The sequence below is a fragment of the Halocynthiibacter styelae genome (genome assembly GCF_016123485.1).
Lineage (GTDB): Bacteria > Pseudomonadota > Alphaproteobacteria > Rhodobacterales > Rhodobacteraceae > Halocynthiibacter > Halocynthiibacter styelae.
The window spans coordinates 186,664-201,507 of sequence record NZ_JADCKQ010000001.1 but is presented as its reverse complement, the minus strand read 5'-3'; the positions used below and the strand labels follow the sequence as shown (position 1 = coordinate 201,507).

The following is a 14,844-nucleotide window of genomic DNA, read 5'->3' as shown; positions in this document are numbered from 1 at the left end:
CTTTCCCTTATGGCACGACCACGACCGGAACCGGCGAGGTCTGAATGAGATTGCCCGCAACGGATCCGAAAATCAGGGATTTGATCCCGCTTTCGCCACGTCGGCCAATAACGATCTGGGCAACATCATGTTCTTTCGCCAGACGGATCAGAGTTTCCGCAGGCGGGCCATGTTGCACCACGGTTTCCACCTCGATGCCCGCTTCACGCAGACGATCGGCGGCCGGACCAACAACGGATGAAGTGGCTTTCTCGATTTCCTGCTCACGACGCTTATGACGCTGTGCGTTTTCTTCAGGTGTATTAAATGAATAGGCAGACCATTCGATCACATAGGTCAGAAGGATTTTCGCCCCTCCAAGCTTTGCGCGCGCTATGGCATGGGCGGTCGCACGGTGACTTCCGTCACTTCCGTCCACGGCCAGTAAAACAGTATTAGACATGTTTTCCCTCGCTGTTTGTACTTATTAAGTGCCGCTGATCTGCGCCAGCTTTCGGTACCTTCAGAACTATTCTGATCCGCACAGCCTGATTGACGTGAGGGAAGGGCGGTAGGGCCAGTTTTGGGTAAAACGACAGCAAAAATGGACTGAAACCGACGGTATCAGCCCATTTCTGGCGCATATTGAAAATCAATGTGGCGAAATTGTTGCGATCAGCCGTTCAGGATCTTCGCGGCCTCCGGTGCGAAATAGGTCAGAATGCCATCACAGCCCGCGCGCTTAAACGCCATCAGGCTTTCCAGCATGACTTTCTCACCGTCGATCCAGCCGTTTTGTGTGGCGGCCTTAACCATCGCGTATTCACCGGACACCTGATAGGCAAAGACCGGCACGCCAAATTCAGTTTTCGCACGCTGGCATATGTCCAGATAGGGCATTCCCGGTTTCACCATAATCATATCCGCGCCCTCAGACAGGTCACGTGCGACCAGACGCATGGCCTCATCCGAATTGCCCGGATCCATCTGATAGGTTTTCTTGTCACCTTTCAGGGCACCAGATGCGCCAACCGCATCGCGGAACGGCCCATAAAAAGCCGACGCATATTTCGCGGTATAGCTGAGGATCGAAACGTTCTGATGTCCCTCCGCCTCAAGCGCTGTGCGGATCGCACCAATACGCCCGTCCATCATATCAGACGGGCCAAGAATATCAGCCCCGGCCTCTGCCTGGGCAAGGCCCATTTTTACAAGCGCCTCAACCGTCTGATCATTCACAATCTGACCATCCACAACATAACCGTCATGCCCGTTGATATTATAGGGATCCAGCGCAATATCAGTCATCACCTGCATCTCAGGCACCGCATCTTTGACCGCACGGATCGCCTGGTTTGACAGATTGTCGGGGTTCCAGGCCTCGGCGCAGTCTTCCGTCTTCAACGCCGGGTCGGTGTAAGGAAAGATACAAATCGCCGGAATTCCCAGGGCGTATGCCTCTTTGGCAGCCTGTGCCAGAAGATCCACTGACAAGCGTTCCACACCCGGCATAGATACCACCGCATCGCGTTGACCTTTGCCAGCGGTCACAAACACCGGCCAGATGAAATCATCGCTGGTCAGCGTATTTTCACGTACCAGACGGCGCAGCGCATCAGATTTACGCAGACGGCGCAGGCGGGAAGCAGGGAAGGGCGGAACAATCGGTGATGTCATTGTGAACCTCTTTTCGTCGCGTAAGAGTTCGCATGGATTGCACGCAGGCTCAAGCTGTCTTATGCATTCCTCAGACCCCGGGCGATCCGCTGGTAGGTCACCGAAACTGATGAGGTCCCGTTGGATATCTACGACAGTGTTTTTGAGCTGATCGACATGCGATCATTCTCCAACCTCTGGTATTGGATTGTGCTCGCTGTCATGTGGTCCTCTGCCAGTCACTGGGTTCTTGGCGTACCTTACGATGTGGTGCAGCGCGCCCGCAATCAGCTTAACAACGGACAGTCTGATCAGTCCCGGGATGCATTGAACGATCTGGAAGATCTGGTGCGCCTGAACATCAACCGGATGACCTATATCTCGGATCTGTCAGGCCTCTGGCTGATGAGCTTTCTGTTCTTCCTTCTCAGCAGTCTGTTTACGCTGGGGTTCGTTTACCGGCTGGAATTTTCCCAGGCGCTGTTTCTGCTGCTGTTCCCGCTGTCTGTCGTGATCCTGCTGACCGTGCGCAAAGCCCTGGAAATACACCGGGATTCGCCTGCCAGGGCAGACCTGATCAACCATCTCGGACGGCTGCGCTTTCAGACACAGCTGATCGGGATGTTTTCTATTCTGGTAACTTCCATGTGGGGCATGTATCAGAACATTTCAGCGATGGTTCTGGGCATCTGATCCGGATATTTTGACCAGGAGCGCAGGAAAATGGCAACTGAAAAAGTAACATTGGGCGGTGCACCTGAAGGCTATGATGCGCTGCTGATCGCCCGGGAAATTTCGAAAAAGAACCGTCCGGTTGTGCATATTGCACGCGATGACAAACGGCTGGCACAAATGCGTGCGGCACTGGCTTTCTTTGCGCCTCAGCTGACGGTTCTGGATTTCCCGGCATGGGACTGTCTGGCTTATGACCGTATTTCACCCAATGCCGCAATGTCCGCCGCCCGTATGGCAACACTTGCCGGGCTTGCCCAGGGCGTAAAAGGGCCCTTTGTCCTGCTGACCACGCTAAAGGCCGCAACCCAGAAAATACCTGCCCGTGAGGTCCTGCAAAACGCCAGTTTCACCGCAAATGTAGGCGAGCGGGTGAACGAAGCCCATCTGCGTGACTTCCTGGTGCGCATGGGGTTTTCACAGACATCGACAGTGATGGAACCCGGTGATTACGCCCTGCGCGGTGGCATCGTTGATATTTTCCCGCCAACCGGTGGCGAAGGCGGACAACCCGTGCGGCTTGATTTCTTTGGCGATATCCTTGACGGTGCCCGCCATTTTGATCCCGCCACACAACGCACAACGCAACAGCTTGATAAAATTGAACTTGCGCCCGTATCCGAGGTCATCCTGGATGACGCCGCCATCACGCGGTTCCGCCAGAATTACCGCATTGAATTCGGCGCAGCCGGCACCGATGATCCGCTGTATGAACATGTAAGCGCAGGTATGAAATACGCCGGTGTCGAACACTGGCTGCCGTTTTTTCATGAGCGCCTGGAAACCCTGTTTGATTACCTGCCAGATGCCTCAATCGCCCTTGATGACCAGGCGGATGCGATGATTGACTCGCGCTGGGACATGATCGCAGATCAGTATGAAACCCGTTTGATTGCCATGAAAGACCGCAATCGGATGGATACGATCTATAAGCCCGTGCCACCGGCGATGATGTATCTTGATGCCGATGCTTTTGGGGACGCAGCGCAGGATCATCGTCTGTTGCAGCTTTCACCGCTGCAACAGGCACCCGGACCGGGCATGACAGATTCCGGTGGTCGCATCGGGCGCAATTTTTCACCCGAACGTCAGGTTGAAAGCGTCAGTCTTTTCAGCGCCCTGAAAGATCACATTCAGGTGAAACGCCAGGGCGGGCAGGTGGTGATTGCCTCCTGGTCCGAAGGCGCGCGGGAACGGCTTGGCGGGTTGATGGCGGATGAAGGTCTGACCGGTGCAACAGAAATCAAAGACTACCGCGACATTCCTGAAGGCGAAGGCGGGGTTTTCCTTGCGATTTGGCCGCTTGAGGCAGGGTTTGAAGCACCTGGCCTGACGGTGATCTCTGAACAGGACGTTCTGGGTGATCGCCTGATCCGTGCGCCAAAACGCAAACGCCGCGCCGAAAACTTCCTGACCGAAGCCCAAAGCCTGTCCCCTGGTGATCTGGTCGTGCATGTCGATCACGGGGTTGGGCGCTATAACGGGCTTGAAACCGTCACTGCCATGGGCGCACCACATGACTGTATTGCGCTGGAATATGCGGGTGGCGACCGTCTGTTCCTGCCTGTTGAAAACATTGAACTTCTTTCAAAGTTTGGCGCCGACGAAGGCCTGCTTGATAAGCTTGGCGGCGGGGCCTGGCAGGCGAAAAAAGCGAAGCTGAAAGAACGCATTCGCCAGATCGCGGATAAACTGATCCGTATCGCCGCGGAACGTGCCCTGCGATCCGGGCAGATCATGGAACCACCTCAGGAAATCTGGGAAGCTTTCGCCGCGCGTTTTCCTTATCAGGAAACAGAAGATCAGCTGGGCGCGATTGAAGATGTCCTGGGCGATCTAGCCTCAGGTCAACCGATGGACCGTCTGGTTTGTGGCGACGTTGGCTTTGGCAAAACCGAAGTCGCCATGCGCGCCGCTTTTGTCGCCGCCATGTCCGGCACACAGGTCGCGGTGATTGCGCCGACAACTTTGCTTGCGCGCCAACACTTTAAAAGCTTTTCTGAACGCTTCCGTGGCTTCCCGATCGAAGTCCGCCAGCTGTCGAAATTTGTCACGGCCAAGGAAGCGGAAAACACCCGCAAAGGCATGGAAGAGGGCACCGTTGATATTGTCATCGGCACCCATGCGCTTCTGGCGAAAAACATTCGTTTTCAGAATCTTGGCCTGATGATTATTGATGAGGAACAGCATTTCGGCGTGACCCATAAAGAACGCCTGAAATCCATGCGTTCAGATGTGCATGTGCTGACCCTGACCGCAACACCAATCCCACGCACCCTGCAGATGTCGCTGTCTGGTGTTCGCGAACTGTCAATCATTGGCACACCGCCCGTCGACCGCCTGGCGATCCGCACCTATGTCAGCGAATTTGACGGCGTTACCATCCGCGAAGCCCTGTTGCGCGAACATTATCGCGGCGGGCAAAGCTTTTATGTTGTGCCGCGCATCAAAGACCTGAAAGAGATCGAAGATTTCCTGACCGATCACGTGCCGGAAATCAGCTTTGTCACCGCCAGCGGCCAGATGGCAGCGGGTGAACTGGATGATCGCATGAACGCCTTTTACGACGGCAAATATGATGTGCTTCTGGCCACAACCATTGTCGAAAGCGGCCTCGATATCCCAACCGCGAACACAATGATCATCCACCGGGCCGATATGTTTGGTCTGGCGCAGCTGTACCAGATCCGGGGGCGTGTTGGTCGTTCGAAAACAAGGGCCTACGCCTATCTGACGACACGCCCGCGTATGCCGCTGACCCAAACCGCCCAGAAACGTCTGCGGGTGATTGGCAGCCTTGACAGCCTTGGCGCAGGTTTCACGCTGGCCAGCCAGGATCTGGATATTCGCGGTGCGGGCAACCTGATTGGCGAAGAACAATCCGGCCAGATGCGCGAAGTCGGCTATGAGCTGTATCAAAGCATGCTGGAAGAAGCCGTGGCCAAGATCAAATCCGGCCAGATGGAAGGCCTGACGGATGATGACGGCCAATGGTCACCGGTGATTAACCTTGGCGTGCCCGTGCTGATCCCGGAAGCTTACGTTCAGGATCTGGACGTGCGCCTTGGCCTGTATCGTCGCCTGTCCGGGCTGACCACCAAGGTTGAACTGGAAGGGTTTGCAGCCGAGCTGATTGACCGCTTTGGTAAACTCCCGAAAGAGGTCAACACACTGATGCTGGTTGTGCGTATCAAAGCCATGTGTAAACGGGCAGGGATCGCGAAACTGGATGGCGGGCCGAAGGGCGCGACGATCCAGTTCCACAACGATAAGTTTGCGTCCCCCACGGGGCTTGTGGAATTTGTGCAGGCGCAGAATGGTCTGGCAAAGATCCGCGACAACAAAATCGTTGTGCGCCGTGACTGGGCAAAGACCGCAGATAAAATCAAAGGCGCCTTTGCGATTGCCCGGGATCTGGCGGAAAAAGTGAAGGCTGAAAAGGCGCGCGTTAAGAAAGGTTAATCTGTCGCATCCCAGGTACAACCTAGACATGTTAGTTGCTTTTTCATTATGAAAAAGACAATTCTTCTGGCTTGTATTGCCTCCGCTTTCATTGCTGATCTTGCTACAGCAAATCCTGATGACACGGCCCATCAGGGGATAAGCGCCTTTGAGTTAAGTGAGTTTCTTGTTGCCCAAAACTGGGATTGCTCACGTAAAACCTGCTCGCAGATTTCAAGCTGTGCTGAGGCCTGTTACAAACTTACAGTTTGCGGCCACCGCCGCCGGGATGGCGACGGTGATGGTATACCCTGTGAAAGCCTGTGCAGCAGCCGTTGCCGTTAACCAGCGTTGTGACTGATACGTTCCAGATTTTTAATCTGTAGCATAATCAACCAGCCCAGCCCCGTGCAGACCACAGAACCAACCGCAAGGGGCAGGTAACTGCCGTTAAAGCTCAGCCCGATGGGGGCGGCAATTGCGACGCCAATTACAGTAGACACAGCACCGATGATCGAGGCTGCCATACCCGCGATATGCCCCATGGGTTCCATCGCAAGCGCGTTGAGATTGCCCATGGTAAAGCCCAGCATAAAGAACAGCGAGGTTGACCAGAAGAACCAGGCCGGGAAGGCCATCCAGGCAGGCCAGAGATCAAACGCGCCCATGAAGATCATCACAAGGGACACGCCCAGCTGCGTCAGGAGCGCACCAGAAATCAGCGCCCGCATCCCCATGCGCACGACAAGTTTGGCGTTGATCATACTGGCGCTGGCGGAAATCACGGCAGAGGCACCAAACCAGAACGGGAATTCAGCTTCGCGATGGAAGGTGATGTCATAGATCTGATGAGTTGAGGAAATCAGCGCCATCAACAACCCAAAGATCAGAGTTTGCACAAGGGTGGAAAGCAGAAACATCCGGTTGCTGAACGCTTCGCGGATCGCATAGGCAAAACGCTTTGCCTCCAGCGGGATACGTTGATCGCGGGGCAGGGTTTCGCCCTGACGGATGTAAACCCAAAGCGCCGAGACAATGGAAAACACCATAAAGGCCATGAAAATGCCACGCCAGGAACTGACCGCGATAATCAGCGCGCCCATGGCCGGTGCGATTGCAGGCACAAGAGAGAACACCATCATCGCAAACGACATAAGCTTCGCCATTTGACGCCCGGAATAAAGATCCCGCACAATCGCCATTGCCACCACACGTGGCCCGGCCGCACCAAGCCCCTGCAAGGCCCGTCCGATCAACAGCCCCTCAGCAGATTGGCTGTACCAGGCCAGGAACGCCCCGAAAATATAGACCGCAGCCCCGCCAAGCAGAACAGGCCGACGCCCGAACGCATCTGACAGAGGGCCGGTAAAAAAGGTGCCAATACCCATGCCAAACACAAAGCTGGTGACCACAAGCTGCGCCCGGTTGGTATCCTCTGGCGTCAGCTCTGCCGCGATGGATGGCAGGCCCGGCAGCATGGCATCAATGGAAAAGGCGATTGTGGCAAAAAGCATCGCAATCAGCGCCACAAATTCTGCCATGGGCAGGCGCGGGGGCATATCAGGATGTATGGGCGTATCAGATTGCATCAAGAGAGCTTTCAGGAAGGGGTTTAAAATACAGGTAAATCGCGGCAGCCCAGATCAGAAGTTCGGCACCAAACGTCCAGTGCAGAATGAAAGACCAGACCCAGTTGTCATAGCGCGCGGGCACTGTGACAACTTCGTAAAGTGTGTCGTTCAGCGGCCAGAGCCACATAATACTACCAGTGAACGTGTCCAGCACGACATGCATAAAAATCGCACCAAAGAACAGGCAGGCCGCCTGCATCACCGGAAAGTTCACACGCGGACGGATGACCCGGTAAAGAATTGCCAGTGTAATCAGGGCAACAGGCAGCCAGAACCCCGGCGCATGCACCCAGTACTTATGGTGATGAAAGGCCCGGTTATTGACCAGATGGAACCAGAACATATCAAAATCTGGCAGAATTGCCCCCAGCAGCGCGAAAGGCATCAGCTGACGCGGCGCACGCGTTAGCTTTGCCAGCACATAACCTGAAGGCAGATGCGCGGTGATCATTCTTCAGCCGCGTCGTTGGGCTGGTCTTCCAGCTGCCCCATGATCTCTTCAATCACGTTCCCCCAAAGTTCAGGGGGTTGGGCACCGGACAAAACATGTTGATTATCAATAATAAAGCAAGGAACACCACTGACGCCGCGTTCACGGGCATGGGTATCGCGCTGACGGATATCATCAACGTCAGCATCAGATTTCAACAGATGACCGACCACCATTTTATCCATGCCGCATTCGCCAGCAATCTCGGCCAGAACGTCCTTGTCACCAATATCACGACCATCGGTGAAATAGGCTTTGAACAGCGCGGATTTCACCAGGGTTTGTTTGCTTTCAATCCCCGCCCAATGGATCAGCCGGTGGGCATCCAACGTGTTGGGCGTGCGCTGAATATCATCAAAGTTGATCTCAAGGCCCGCAGTTTTGGCGTGTTCCACAACCGGCGTATAGGCCTTCAGCGCGCCATCCTTACCGCCAAACTTACCTTCCAGATAAGCGCGGCGATCCATACCTTCTGACGGCATCTCAGGGTTCAGCTGAAAAGGATGCCATTCAATCGTGAACGGATGGTCCGGGTGTTTTTCCAGGGCGCGATCAAGGTAAGACTTACCAATAAAGCACCAGGGACAGATCGGATCAGATATAATATCCAGTTTAATCATTGACTTGCCTTCCAGTCTTCGCGCAGCTTCCGGCGCAGTATTTTATTGTTTGCACCGCGGGGCACGGCAGATATGGGCATGAACATGCGCGGCATCTTGTAATGCGCCAGCTGTTCCGACAACCAGGTTTTCAGACCATCTTCACCAGGATCATCTGATGCCACGTAAAACGCCGCGATGACGCTAACATCTGCTTTTACCGGCAATTCCACAACCGCGCATTCCTGCACAGAAGGATGTTGGGTCAGCGCAGATTCAACCTCAATCGGTGACACCCGGAAACCACCGGCATTCATCATATCGTCCGCACGTCCCAGATAGGTGATGGCACCACTTTCATCCATAGAACCACTGTCCCCGGTGCGAAACCAATCCCCCGTAAACCGCGAAGCCGTGTCTTCGGGCGCGTTCAGGTAGGTTAACATCAGGCCGGGATCTGAACGGTTGATACAGATTTCACCTTCGTCACCTTGCGGAACCGGCCTGTCATCCTCCCCAAGGATCGCCACATGACGGCCCGGCTGTGGATGGCCCAGGCTGCCTGCAGGGGCCGGATGGTCTGGCGCACCTGAGATAAAGGTAGAACATTCAGACATGCCAAATGCTTCGTAGATTTTGGTGTCGGTTGCCTGGTTCCAGGCCTGACGCGTGCTGTCAGGCAGTTTTTCACCGGCGGAAAGCCCATGGCGCAAATCCGGCAGATTCAGGTTTTCTTTAGCCTTTAAGATTTGCCGGTAAACACCTGGTGCAGCGGCAAAAATACTGGCGTGATGTTTAGCCATAAGCCCCGTCAGATCCGCAGGCGGCGTGCCAGGTTCGGGGATCAACGCGGTTGCGCCCATGGTCCAGGGATCCATCAGACCGGTTCCCAATGTGTAGGTCCAGTTGAACGCGCCAGCATGCATCAGGCGGTCCTGTTGTGTCAGCCCGTACCATCCTTGCATCATCATCTGGCGGGCCAGAATGGCGCGATGCGCGTGGCAAACCGCGCGCTGCGCGCCAGAGGTACCCGAGGTGAAGATAATATACGCCAGCCGGTTCGGATCACCCATATTGTAATCCGCAGGCGGCAGGCTGTGCATCGGTTCAAGCGCGTCGGCCTTTAACACATTACAGGACGGTGTATCTGGCAGGGCGACGCCGGGGCTTGCGATGATCAGGGCAGGCTGAACCACATCACACAGTTTTGCGACCTCTGGCCCGGTCAGCTGGGCTGCGGTGGGCACGGGCACAAGCCCGACGGCGATACAGGCCAGATAACACAGAGGAAATTCCGGCGTATTGTCAAGCCGCATCAGCACGGTGTCGCCGGGTTTCAGGCCTGCGCCCAGCAAGCCAGTCCCGATCCCACGCACAGCACTTTCGACCTGGGCAAAGGTCAGCACATCCTTGCCACCGGCGCGGATCACTTCCAGCGCGGATTTGCCCCCAAGGTCGGATGCATGTTGCAACACCCAGGCGGCCATATTGAAGGACTCTGGCAACGCAGGCGGCGTGCCGTTTTTAAATTCGGAAAGCATAAAAACTGGCTACGCCTGCAAGGCCCGCGTTGCAAGGGGGCTGCATAAAAAAGGGCGCCTGACGCGGCGCCCTTTGGTTCAGAACCAGCCTTTCACGGTACGGGATCCGGAAGAAATGTCTTCTCCGATGCCTTCAACCGTGCCACAGGCCGACAGGGTAAGTACAATTGAAATCAGTGTGATACGCAGCATTATCATTCCTCCCACCACCAGACATCCGGATGAAACCCAAGGTAATCACCATAAATCGGCAAATCTTCGGGATAGTGCAGTTCCACCGAATGCGCGAGATAGCTTTGTGGGTTATGCCAGACCGGAACCACATAGCGTCCGCTTGCGATCACACGATCCAATGCGCGCGTGGCGGCAACGAAGCCGTCCTGCGTCTGTGCATTCAACATGGATTGCAACAGCGCATCAATGGCCGGGTTATCCGCACCCATCCAGTTCCGGGACCCGGGAATATCAGCAGCATCACTGCCCCAGATCGCCAACTGTTCATTGCCCGGCGACAGGGAGGCAGAGCGACGATAATAGGTCATGCCAAAGTCAAAACGATCGGTACGTTCTTTATACTGCGCACCATCGACAACAGTGATGGTTGGCGTAATGCCAACACGGGCCAGAGCCTCTGCGTAGATATCAATGGTTGATTGAACTTCGCTGCTGCCCTGGCTTAGCAGGATTTCGAAGGTGAAAACCTCGCCCGAAGCATTTGTCATCACGCCATCCTGAATGGTCCAGCCAGCGTCCTCAAACAGCGTAATCGCACGGCGCAGATCGCCACGGTTGCGTTCAGAACTGCTGCCTTCTGCCAGGGTGTAACCGTCTAGCGCACCAGGCAGCAGATGTTCCGCATGGGGTTCAAGCAACGCGCGAACATCGCCTTCAGCCGGACCTTCCTTCATGCCAAGCAGGGAGTTTGAGAAATACGACGTCACGCGCGGCGCATCTGCACCGACAAGGGTTTCACTGATGAACGGGTAATTCAACAGTGTGATCATCGCCTCTCGCACGCGCCAGTCCGCGAACTGGGGCAGGCGGGTGTTCATGACATAACCGGTGATACCTGTCGGGCGTTCATGCGGAATTTCAGACAGCACCATGTCGCCATTCTGAACGGCGGGAAAATCAAACTGCGTGCGCCATTTTTCCGAATTTGTTTCGCGGAATGTGTTGATTTCACCGGCCTTAAACGCCTCAAACATCACGGCGGCATCGGTGAAAAATTCCAGCCGGACCTCATCAACATTATTGGTGCCCCGGCGGAAAGGCAGATCTTTGCCCCAGTAGTCAGGATTGCGTGTCAGGGTGACAGATCGCCCGGCATCAAAATCAGTGATGATATAAGGGGCCGAGGCAACAGGAATAACATCAAGCCCGCTTTCAGTGAACTCCTGGCCGTCCCATTGTGCTTTTTGCAGGATCGGACGCATGCCAATGATCAGGGCCAGTTCAGGTTCCGGCTGCTTAAACGTAAAGCGAATGCTGCTTTCACCGGTGATTTCCGCTGTTTCCACCTTATCCCAAAGCCCGCGATACCGGCCATGGCCTTCAGTCCCCAGGGTTTCATAAGACCAAAGCACATCTTCAACCGTGACCGGGCTGCCGTCGGAAAAACGTGCTTCGGGACGCAGGGTGAATTCCACCCAGCTGCGATCTTCAGCCGTGTCGATGCTTTCAGCCAGCAGACCATAAAGCGAAAACGGTTCATCATAGCTGCGGCCCATCAGGCTTTCATAGGCCAGAAAACGCAGCTGCCATGGCACACGGCCTTTCTGGATATGCGGGTTCAGGGAATCAAAACTACCCACTTCGCCCGTGACCACACGACCACCCGTTGGCGCGTCCGGATTCGCATAGGGCAGGGATGAAAAGTCAGCAGGCAAAGCCGGATCACCATACATTGCAATTCCGTGTTGCGGTTCAGCCAGTGCAATACTACCTGCGGCTGCAAGCCCGAAACTTGCCGAAATCAGGCTGAATTGGCCTGCAAATACTGGTTTCATTGATGGTTTTCCCTCTGCCCGTTTCTTTAGTTATCCCCAGGATATACCGCGACCTGTGGGTAATTCAAACTTTTAGCTTGGCCGAAGGCGGCAGATCGCTTATAAAAGACTCACTGCTCGATAGGTTTCTTGCCTGTATGAAACCTGCCTCAATAACTTTACGCCGGCCTTGTGCCGGCGTTTTTTTGTGCGCTGATCTGTCTTGATATCAGGCTTTCCTCACCGGCCGGGTTTTGTATAGTACCCTTGAAAATGCTTATTTTACGGGGACGATATGACGTTATCAGGCAAAAAGGCCGTTGTGACCGGTTCAAATTCCGGGATTGGCCTTGGGGTTGCGGAAGAACTGGCAAAGGCCGGGGCAAATGTGGTTCTGAATTCCTTCACCAATGATGATTCTGACCATGCGCTGGCGGCGGACCTAAGTGCAAAATATGGATCAAATGTAACCTATATTCAGGCGGACATGTCGGATGGGGACCAGTGCCGGGCGCTAATTGAGAAAGCAGGCGGCTGTGATATTCTTGTGAATAACGCGGGTATTCAATTCGTCAGCCCAGTGGAAGATTTCCCGACGGAACGCTGGGACAGCATTATCGCGATCAATCTGAGTTCCGCGTTTCACACCACTGCCGCGGCGTTGCCCGGCATGCGTGAAAAGGGCTGGGGACGGATCGTGAATATTGCATCGGCCCATGGACTGACCGCATCGCCTTATAAATCGGCTTATGTCGCGGCGAAACACGGGATTATCGGCCTGACAAAGACGATCGGTCTGGAAACTGCCGGAGAGGGTGTGACCTGCAACGCGATTTGCCCCGGCTATGTGCTGACGCCCATCGTTGAAAAACAAATCCCGGATCAGATGGAAGTACACGGGATGTCACGTGAGGATGTGATTGCGAAAGTGATGCTGCAACGTCAGCCTTCAGGTGAATTTGCGACCACGGAACAAATGGGCGGCACGGCTGTCTTTCTGTGTTCCGATGCGGCGGCGCAGATTACCGGCACGTCTATATCAGTCGATGGCGGCTGGACTGCGCTGTAAGGTTCGGAAGCGAGGGGCCAGCCCCTCGCGCACCCCGGGATATTTGTGGAGACAAAATAGGGATTACTTGCCCATGATTTCCGGGGGCTGGGATGGATCTTTGCTGTTTGGGTAGACCAGACCGGCAGAAATCACGAGTTTTGCGGCATCCTCGACGCTCATTTCCAACTCGACAATGTCTTTGCGCGGAACAAACAGCAGAAAACCAGACGTCGGGTTCGGTGTGGTTGGCAGGAAGACAGACATAATGTCGTCATCCTCAGGAATGTCTTTTTTGATCTCACCTTTGGCAGAGGTAGAGATAAAAGCAATCGCCCACAGGCCCTTGCGCGGGTATTCGATCAGGCAGGCTTTCTTAAACGTATTGTCAGCCTGGCTGAAAACGGTTTCTGCGATTTGTTTCAATCCATTATAGATCGATCTTACCACAGGCATACGATCCACAAGACGTTCGCCCATGTGCAACAGAGAACGTCCAAAGATCCCCTTCGTCATCCAGCCGACAATAGCCGTGAATATCAGGAAGATGATCACGCCAACGCCACGCAGATTGATACCGATATATTGTTCCGGCATCAGTTCCTGCGGCACAAAAGGCAGAACCCAGCTGTCAATCCAGCCGACAAGGTTCCAGATCAACCAGGCCGTCAGGAAAATCGGCGCAATCACGACAAGGCCGGTCAGGAAGCTGGCGCGCAGCCCGGCAAAGCGGGAAGGGCGATGGCGACGTTCTTCTTTATTGTGGTTTGTCATGATCCGGCCTGTCTGAGGGTTTCTTAGGACTTAAGAAGTGTTTTACGATTTAACCAGTCCGGCGGCGATTTTTGCTGCAAGTCGCGCGTTATTCAGCACAAGATCAATATTGGCCGCGAGGGATTTCCCATCTGTCAGCTCGAAAATGCGCTGCAGCAGGAAAGGCGTTACAGATTTCGCGGCAATGCCCTGCGCATCGGCCTCAGATATCGCCTGTGCAATGACCGGTGCAAGGGTTTCAGAAGCGATTTCAGAAGTTTCCGGGATCGGGTTCGCGATAAGCTGTCCACCGGGCAGGCCAAGCTTTGTGCGCATTTGTTGGGCGCGCGCGATGTCAGCCGGGTCATCCATGCGGATCGGTGCGGCCAGACCAGAGGAACGGGACCAGAAAGCTGGGAAGTCATCCTGACCATGGGCGATCACAGGAACCCCAAGCGTTTCAAGCACTTCCAGGGTTTTTGGCAGGTCAAGGATCGCTTTCGCACCCGCGGCAACAACGGTTACCGGGGTTTCTGACAGTTCGCGCAAATCGGCTGAAATATCAAAACTGTCCTCAGCGCCCTTATGCACACCGCCAATACCACCGGTGGCGAAAACAGAAATACCCGCCAGGTGCGCGCAGATCATGGTGGCGGCAACGGTGGTTGCCCCATAACCACCGGTGACCAGGCGCGCAGCCAGATCAGCGCGCGACAGTTTGGCGACGTCTTTTGCCTGACCCAGTTCTTCCAGTTCCGCATCTGACAAACCGATATGGATCTTACCGTTCATGATCGCGATTGTTGCAGGGGTTGCACCGTTTTCACGGATCGTCGCCTCTACCCGGCGGGCGGTTTCTACATTCTGTGGCCAGGGCATACCGTGGGTGATGATGGTGCTTTCCAGGGCCACAACGGGCGCGCCGGATTGCAACGCATCAGAAACTTCCTGTGAAAAAACAAGGGGCAGGGAGGTCGTGTTCATGT

General features: G+C 54.9%; 14 protein-coding genes. 4 read left to right on the top strand and 10 right to left on the bottom strand.

Annotation, left to right across the window (positions count from 1 at the left end):
- Nucleotides 1-7 precede the first annotated feature (7 nt).
- Together H1D41_RS00985 and hemB are read right to left on the bottom strand one after the other, a co-directional pair.
- Nucleotides 8-442 (bottom strand): universal stress protein, encoded by a 435-nt coding sequence (locus H1D41_RS00985; protein WP_228847159.1) that lies wholly within the window; start codon nucleotides 440-442, stop codon nucleotides 8-10.
- A gap of 212 nt (nucleotides 443-654) precedes the next feature.
- The gene (gene hemB, locus H1D41_RS00980) at nucleotides 655-1,656 is read right to left on the bottom strand and encodes a porphobilinogen synthase (RefSeq protein ID WP_228847158.1); all 1,002 of its coding nucleotides are present in this window, start codon (nucleotides 1,654-1,656) and stop codon (nucleotides 655-657) included.
- A gap of 120 nt (nucleotides 1,657-1,776) precedes the next feature.
- Here hemB and H1D41_RS00975 point away from each other — a divergent pair, with 120 nt between their 5' ends.
- The 3 genes from H1D41_RS00975 to H1D41_RS18445 are packed head-to-tail and all read left to right on the top strand — an operon-like array spanning nucleotide 1,777 to nucleotide 6,153.
- Nucleotides 1,777-2,328 carry a component of SufBCD complex gene (locus tag H1D41_RS00975; protein WP_228847157.1) on the top strand — a complete coding sequence of 184 codons (552 nt, stop codon included), beginning with the start codon at nucleotides 1,777-1,779 and terminating at the stop codon, nucleotides 2,326-2,328.
- A 30-nt stretch (nucleotides 2,329-2,358) separates the two neighbouring features.
- Entirely contained in the window at nucleotides 2,359-5,829 is a 3,471-nt protein-coding gene (gene mfd, locus H1D41_RS00970; RefSeq protein WP_228847156.1) for a transcription-repair coupling factor, read from the top strand.
- Nucleotides 5,830-5,877: 48 nt separating this feature from the next.
- Nucleotides 5,878-6,153, top strand: coding sequence for an excalibur calcium-binding domain-containing protein (locus H1D41_RS18445; protein WP_394355372.1), 276 nt, complete (start codon nucleotides 5,878-5,880; stop codon nucleotides 6,151-6,153).
- Here the strand turns inward: H1D41_RS18445 and H1D41_RS00965 are convergent.
- The 6 genes from H1D41_RS00965 to H1D41_RS00940 form a co-directional block, all read right to left on the bottom strand.
- On the bottom strand, nucleotides 6,150-7,397 hold the full coding sequence (locus tag H1D41_RS00965) for a multidrug effflux MFS transporter (RefSeq protein WP_228847155.1): 1,248 nt from the start codon (nucleotides 7,395-7,397) through the stop codon (nucleotides 6,150-6,152). The genes H1D41_RS18445 and H1D41_RS00965 overlap by 4 nt on opposite strands.
- Complete coding sequence (locus H1D41_RS00960) at nucleotides 7,387-7,890, bottom strand: metal-dependent hydrolase (protein WP_228847154.1); 504 nt, start codon at nucleotides 7,888-7,890, stop codon at nucleotides 7,387-7,389. Before H1D41_RS00960 ends, H1D41_RS00965 begins: the two co-directional genes overlap by 11 nt.
- Nucleotides 7,887-8,549, bottom strand: coding sequence for a DsbA family oxidoreductase (locus H1D41_RS00955; RefSeq protein WP_228847153.1), 663 nt, complete (start codon nucleotides 8,547-8,549; stop codon nucleotides 7,887-7,889). Before H1D41_RS00955 ends, H1D41_RS00960 begins: the two co-directional genes overlap by 4 nt.
- The gene (locus H1D41_RS00950; protein WP_228847152.1) at nucleotides 8,546-10,069 is read right to left on the bottom strand and encodes a class I adenylate-forming enzyme family protein; all 1,524 of its coding nucleotides are present in this window, start codon (nucleotides 10,067-10,069) and stop codon (nucleotides 8,546-8,548) included. Before H1D41_RS00950 ends, H1D41_RS00955 begins: the two co-directional genes overlap by 4 nt.
- Before the next feature lie 78 nt (nucleotides 10,070-10,147).
- Nucleotides 10,148-10,261 carry an entericidin EcnA/B family protein gene (locus H1D41_RS00945; protein ID WP_228847151.1) on the bottom strand — a complete coding sequence of 38 codons (114 nt, stop codon included), beginning with the start codon at nucleotides 10,259-10,261 and terminating at the stop codon, nucleotides 10,148-10,150.
- Between the two features lie 2 nt (nucleotides 10,262-10,263).
- Nucleotides 10,264-12,078, bottom strand: a complete 1,815-nt coding sequence (locus tag H1D41_RS00940; RefSeq protein WP_228847150.1) for an extracellular solute-binding protein — start codon at nucleotides 12,076-12,078, stop codon at nucleotides 10,264-10,266.
- A 274-nt stretch (nucleotides 12,079-12,352) separates the two neighbouring features.
- Between H1D41_RS00940 and H1D41_RS00935 the strand changes: the two genes are divergently transcribed.
- Nucleotides 12,353-13,126, top strand: coding sequence for a 3-hydroxybutyrate dehydrogenase (locus H1D41_RS00935; protein WP_228847149.1), 774 nt, complete (start codon nucleotides 12,353-12,355; stop codon nucleotides 13,124-13,126).
- A 63-nt stretch (nucleotides 13,127-13,189) separates the two neighbouring features.
- Here H1D41_RS00935 and H1D41_RS00930 read toward each other — a convergent pair whose 3' ends face one another.
- Together H1D41_RS00930 and H1D41_RS00925 are read right to left on the bottom strand one after the other, a co-directional pair.
- Nucleotides 13,190-13,879: a DUF502 domain-containing protein gene (locus H1D41_RS00930; protein ID WP_228847148.1), complete on the bottom strand. Its 690-nt coding sequence runs from the start codon at nucleotides 13,877-13,879 to the stop codon at nucleotides 13,190-13,192.
- Between the two features lie 42 nt (nucleotides 13,880-13,921).
- Nucleotides 13,922-14,842 (bottom strand): pseudouridine-5'-phosphate glycosidase, encoded by a 921-nt coding sequence (locus H1D41_RS00925; protein ID WP_228847147.1) that lies wholly within the window; start codon nucleotides 14,840-14,842, stop codon nucleotides 13,922-13,924.
- Between the last annotated feature and the right edge of the window lie 2 nt (nucleotides 14,843-14,844).

Excerpts from the sequence above, each read along its gene's own strand:
- H1D41_RS00965 (WP_228847155.1), bottom strand. The coding sequence starts at position 7,397 with ATGCAATCTGATACGCCCATACATCCTGATATGCCCCCGCGCCTGCCC.
- H1D41_RS00935 (WP_228847149.1), top strand. The coding sequence starts at position 12,353 with ATGACGTTATCAGGCAAAAAGGCCGTTGTGACCGGTTCAAATTCCGGG.
- H1D41_RS00940 (WP_228847150.1), bottom strand. The coding sequence starts at position 12,078 with ATGAAACCAGTATTTGCAGGCCAATTCAGCCTGATTTCGGCAAGTTTC.
- hemB (WP_228847158.1), bottom strand. The coding sequence starts at position 1,656 with ATGACATCACCGATTGTTCCGCCCTTCCCTGCTTCCCGCCTGCGCCGT.
- H1D41_RS00985 (WP_228847159.1), bottom strand. The coding sequence starts at position 442 with ATGTCTAATACTGTTTTACTGGCCGTGGACGGAAGTGACGGAAGTCAC.
- H1D41_RS00925 (WP_228847147.1), bottom strand. The coding sequence starts at position 14,842 with ATGAACACGACCTCCCTGCCCCTTGTTTTTTCACAGGAAGTTTCTGAT.
- mfd (WP_228847156.1), top strand. The coding sequence starts at position 2,359 with ATGGCAACTGAAAAAGTAACATTGGGCGGTGCACCTGAAGGCTATGAT.
- H1D41_RS00930 (WP_228847148.1), bottom strand. The coding sequence starts at position 13,879 with ATGACAAACCACAATAAAGAAGAACGTCGCCATCGCCCTTCCCGCTTT.
- H1D41_RS00955 (WP_228847153.1), bottom strand. The coding sequence starts at position 8,549 with ATGATTAAACTGGATATTATATCTGATCCGATCTGTCCCTGGTGCTTT.
- H1D41_RS00950 (WP_228847152.1), bottom strand. The coding sequence starts at position 10,069 with ATGCTTTCCGAATTTAAAAACGGCACGCCGCCTGCGTTGCCAGAGTCC.
- H1D41_RS18445 (WP_394355372.1), top strand. The coding sequence starts at position 5,878 with ATGAAAAAGACAATTCTTCTGGCTTGTATTGCCTCCGCTTTCATTGCT.
- H1D41_RS00945 (WP_228847151.1), bottom strand. The coding sequence starts at position 10,261 with ATGCTGCGTATCACACTGATTTCAATTGTACTTACCCTGTCGGCCTGT.
- H1D41_RS00960 (WP_228847154.1), bottom strand. The coding sequence starts at position 7,890 with ATGATCACCGCGCATCTGCCTTCAGGTTATGTGCTGGCAAAGCTAACG.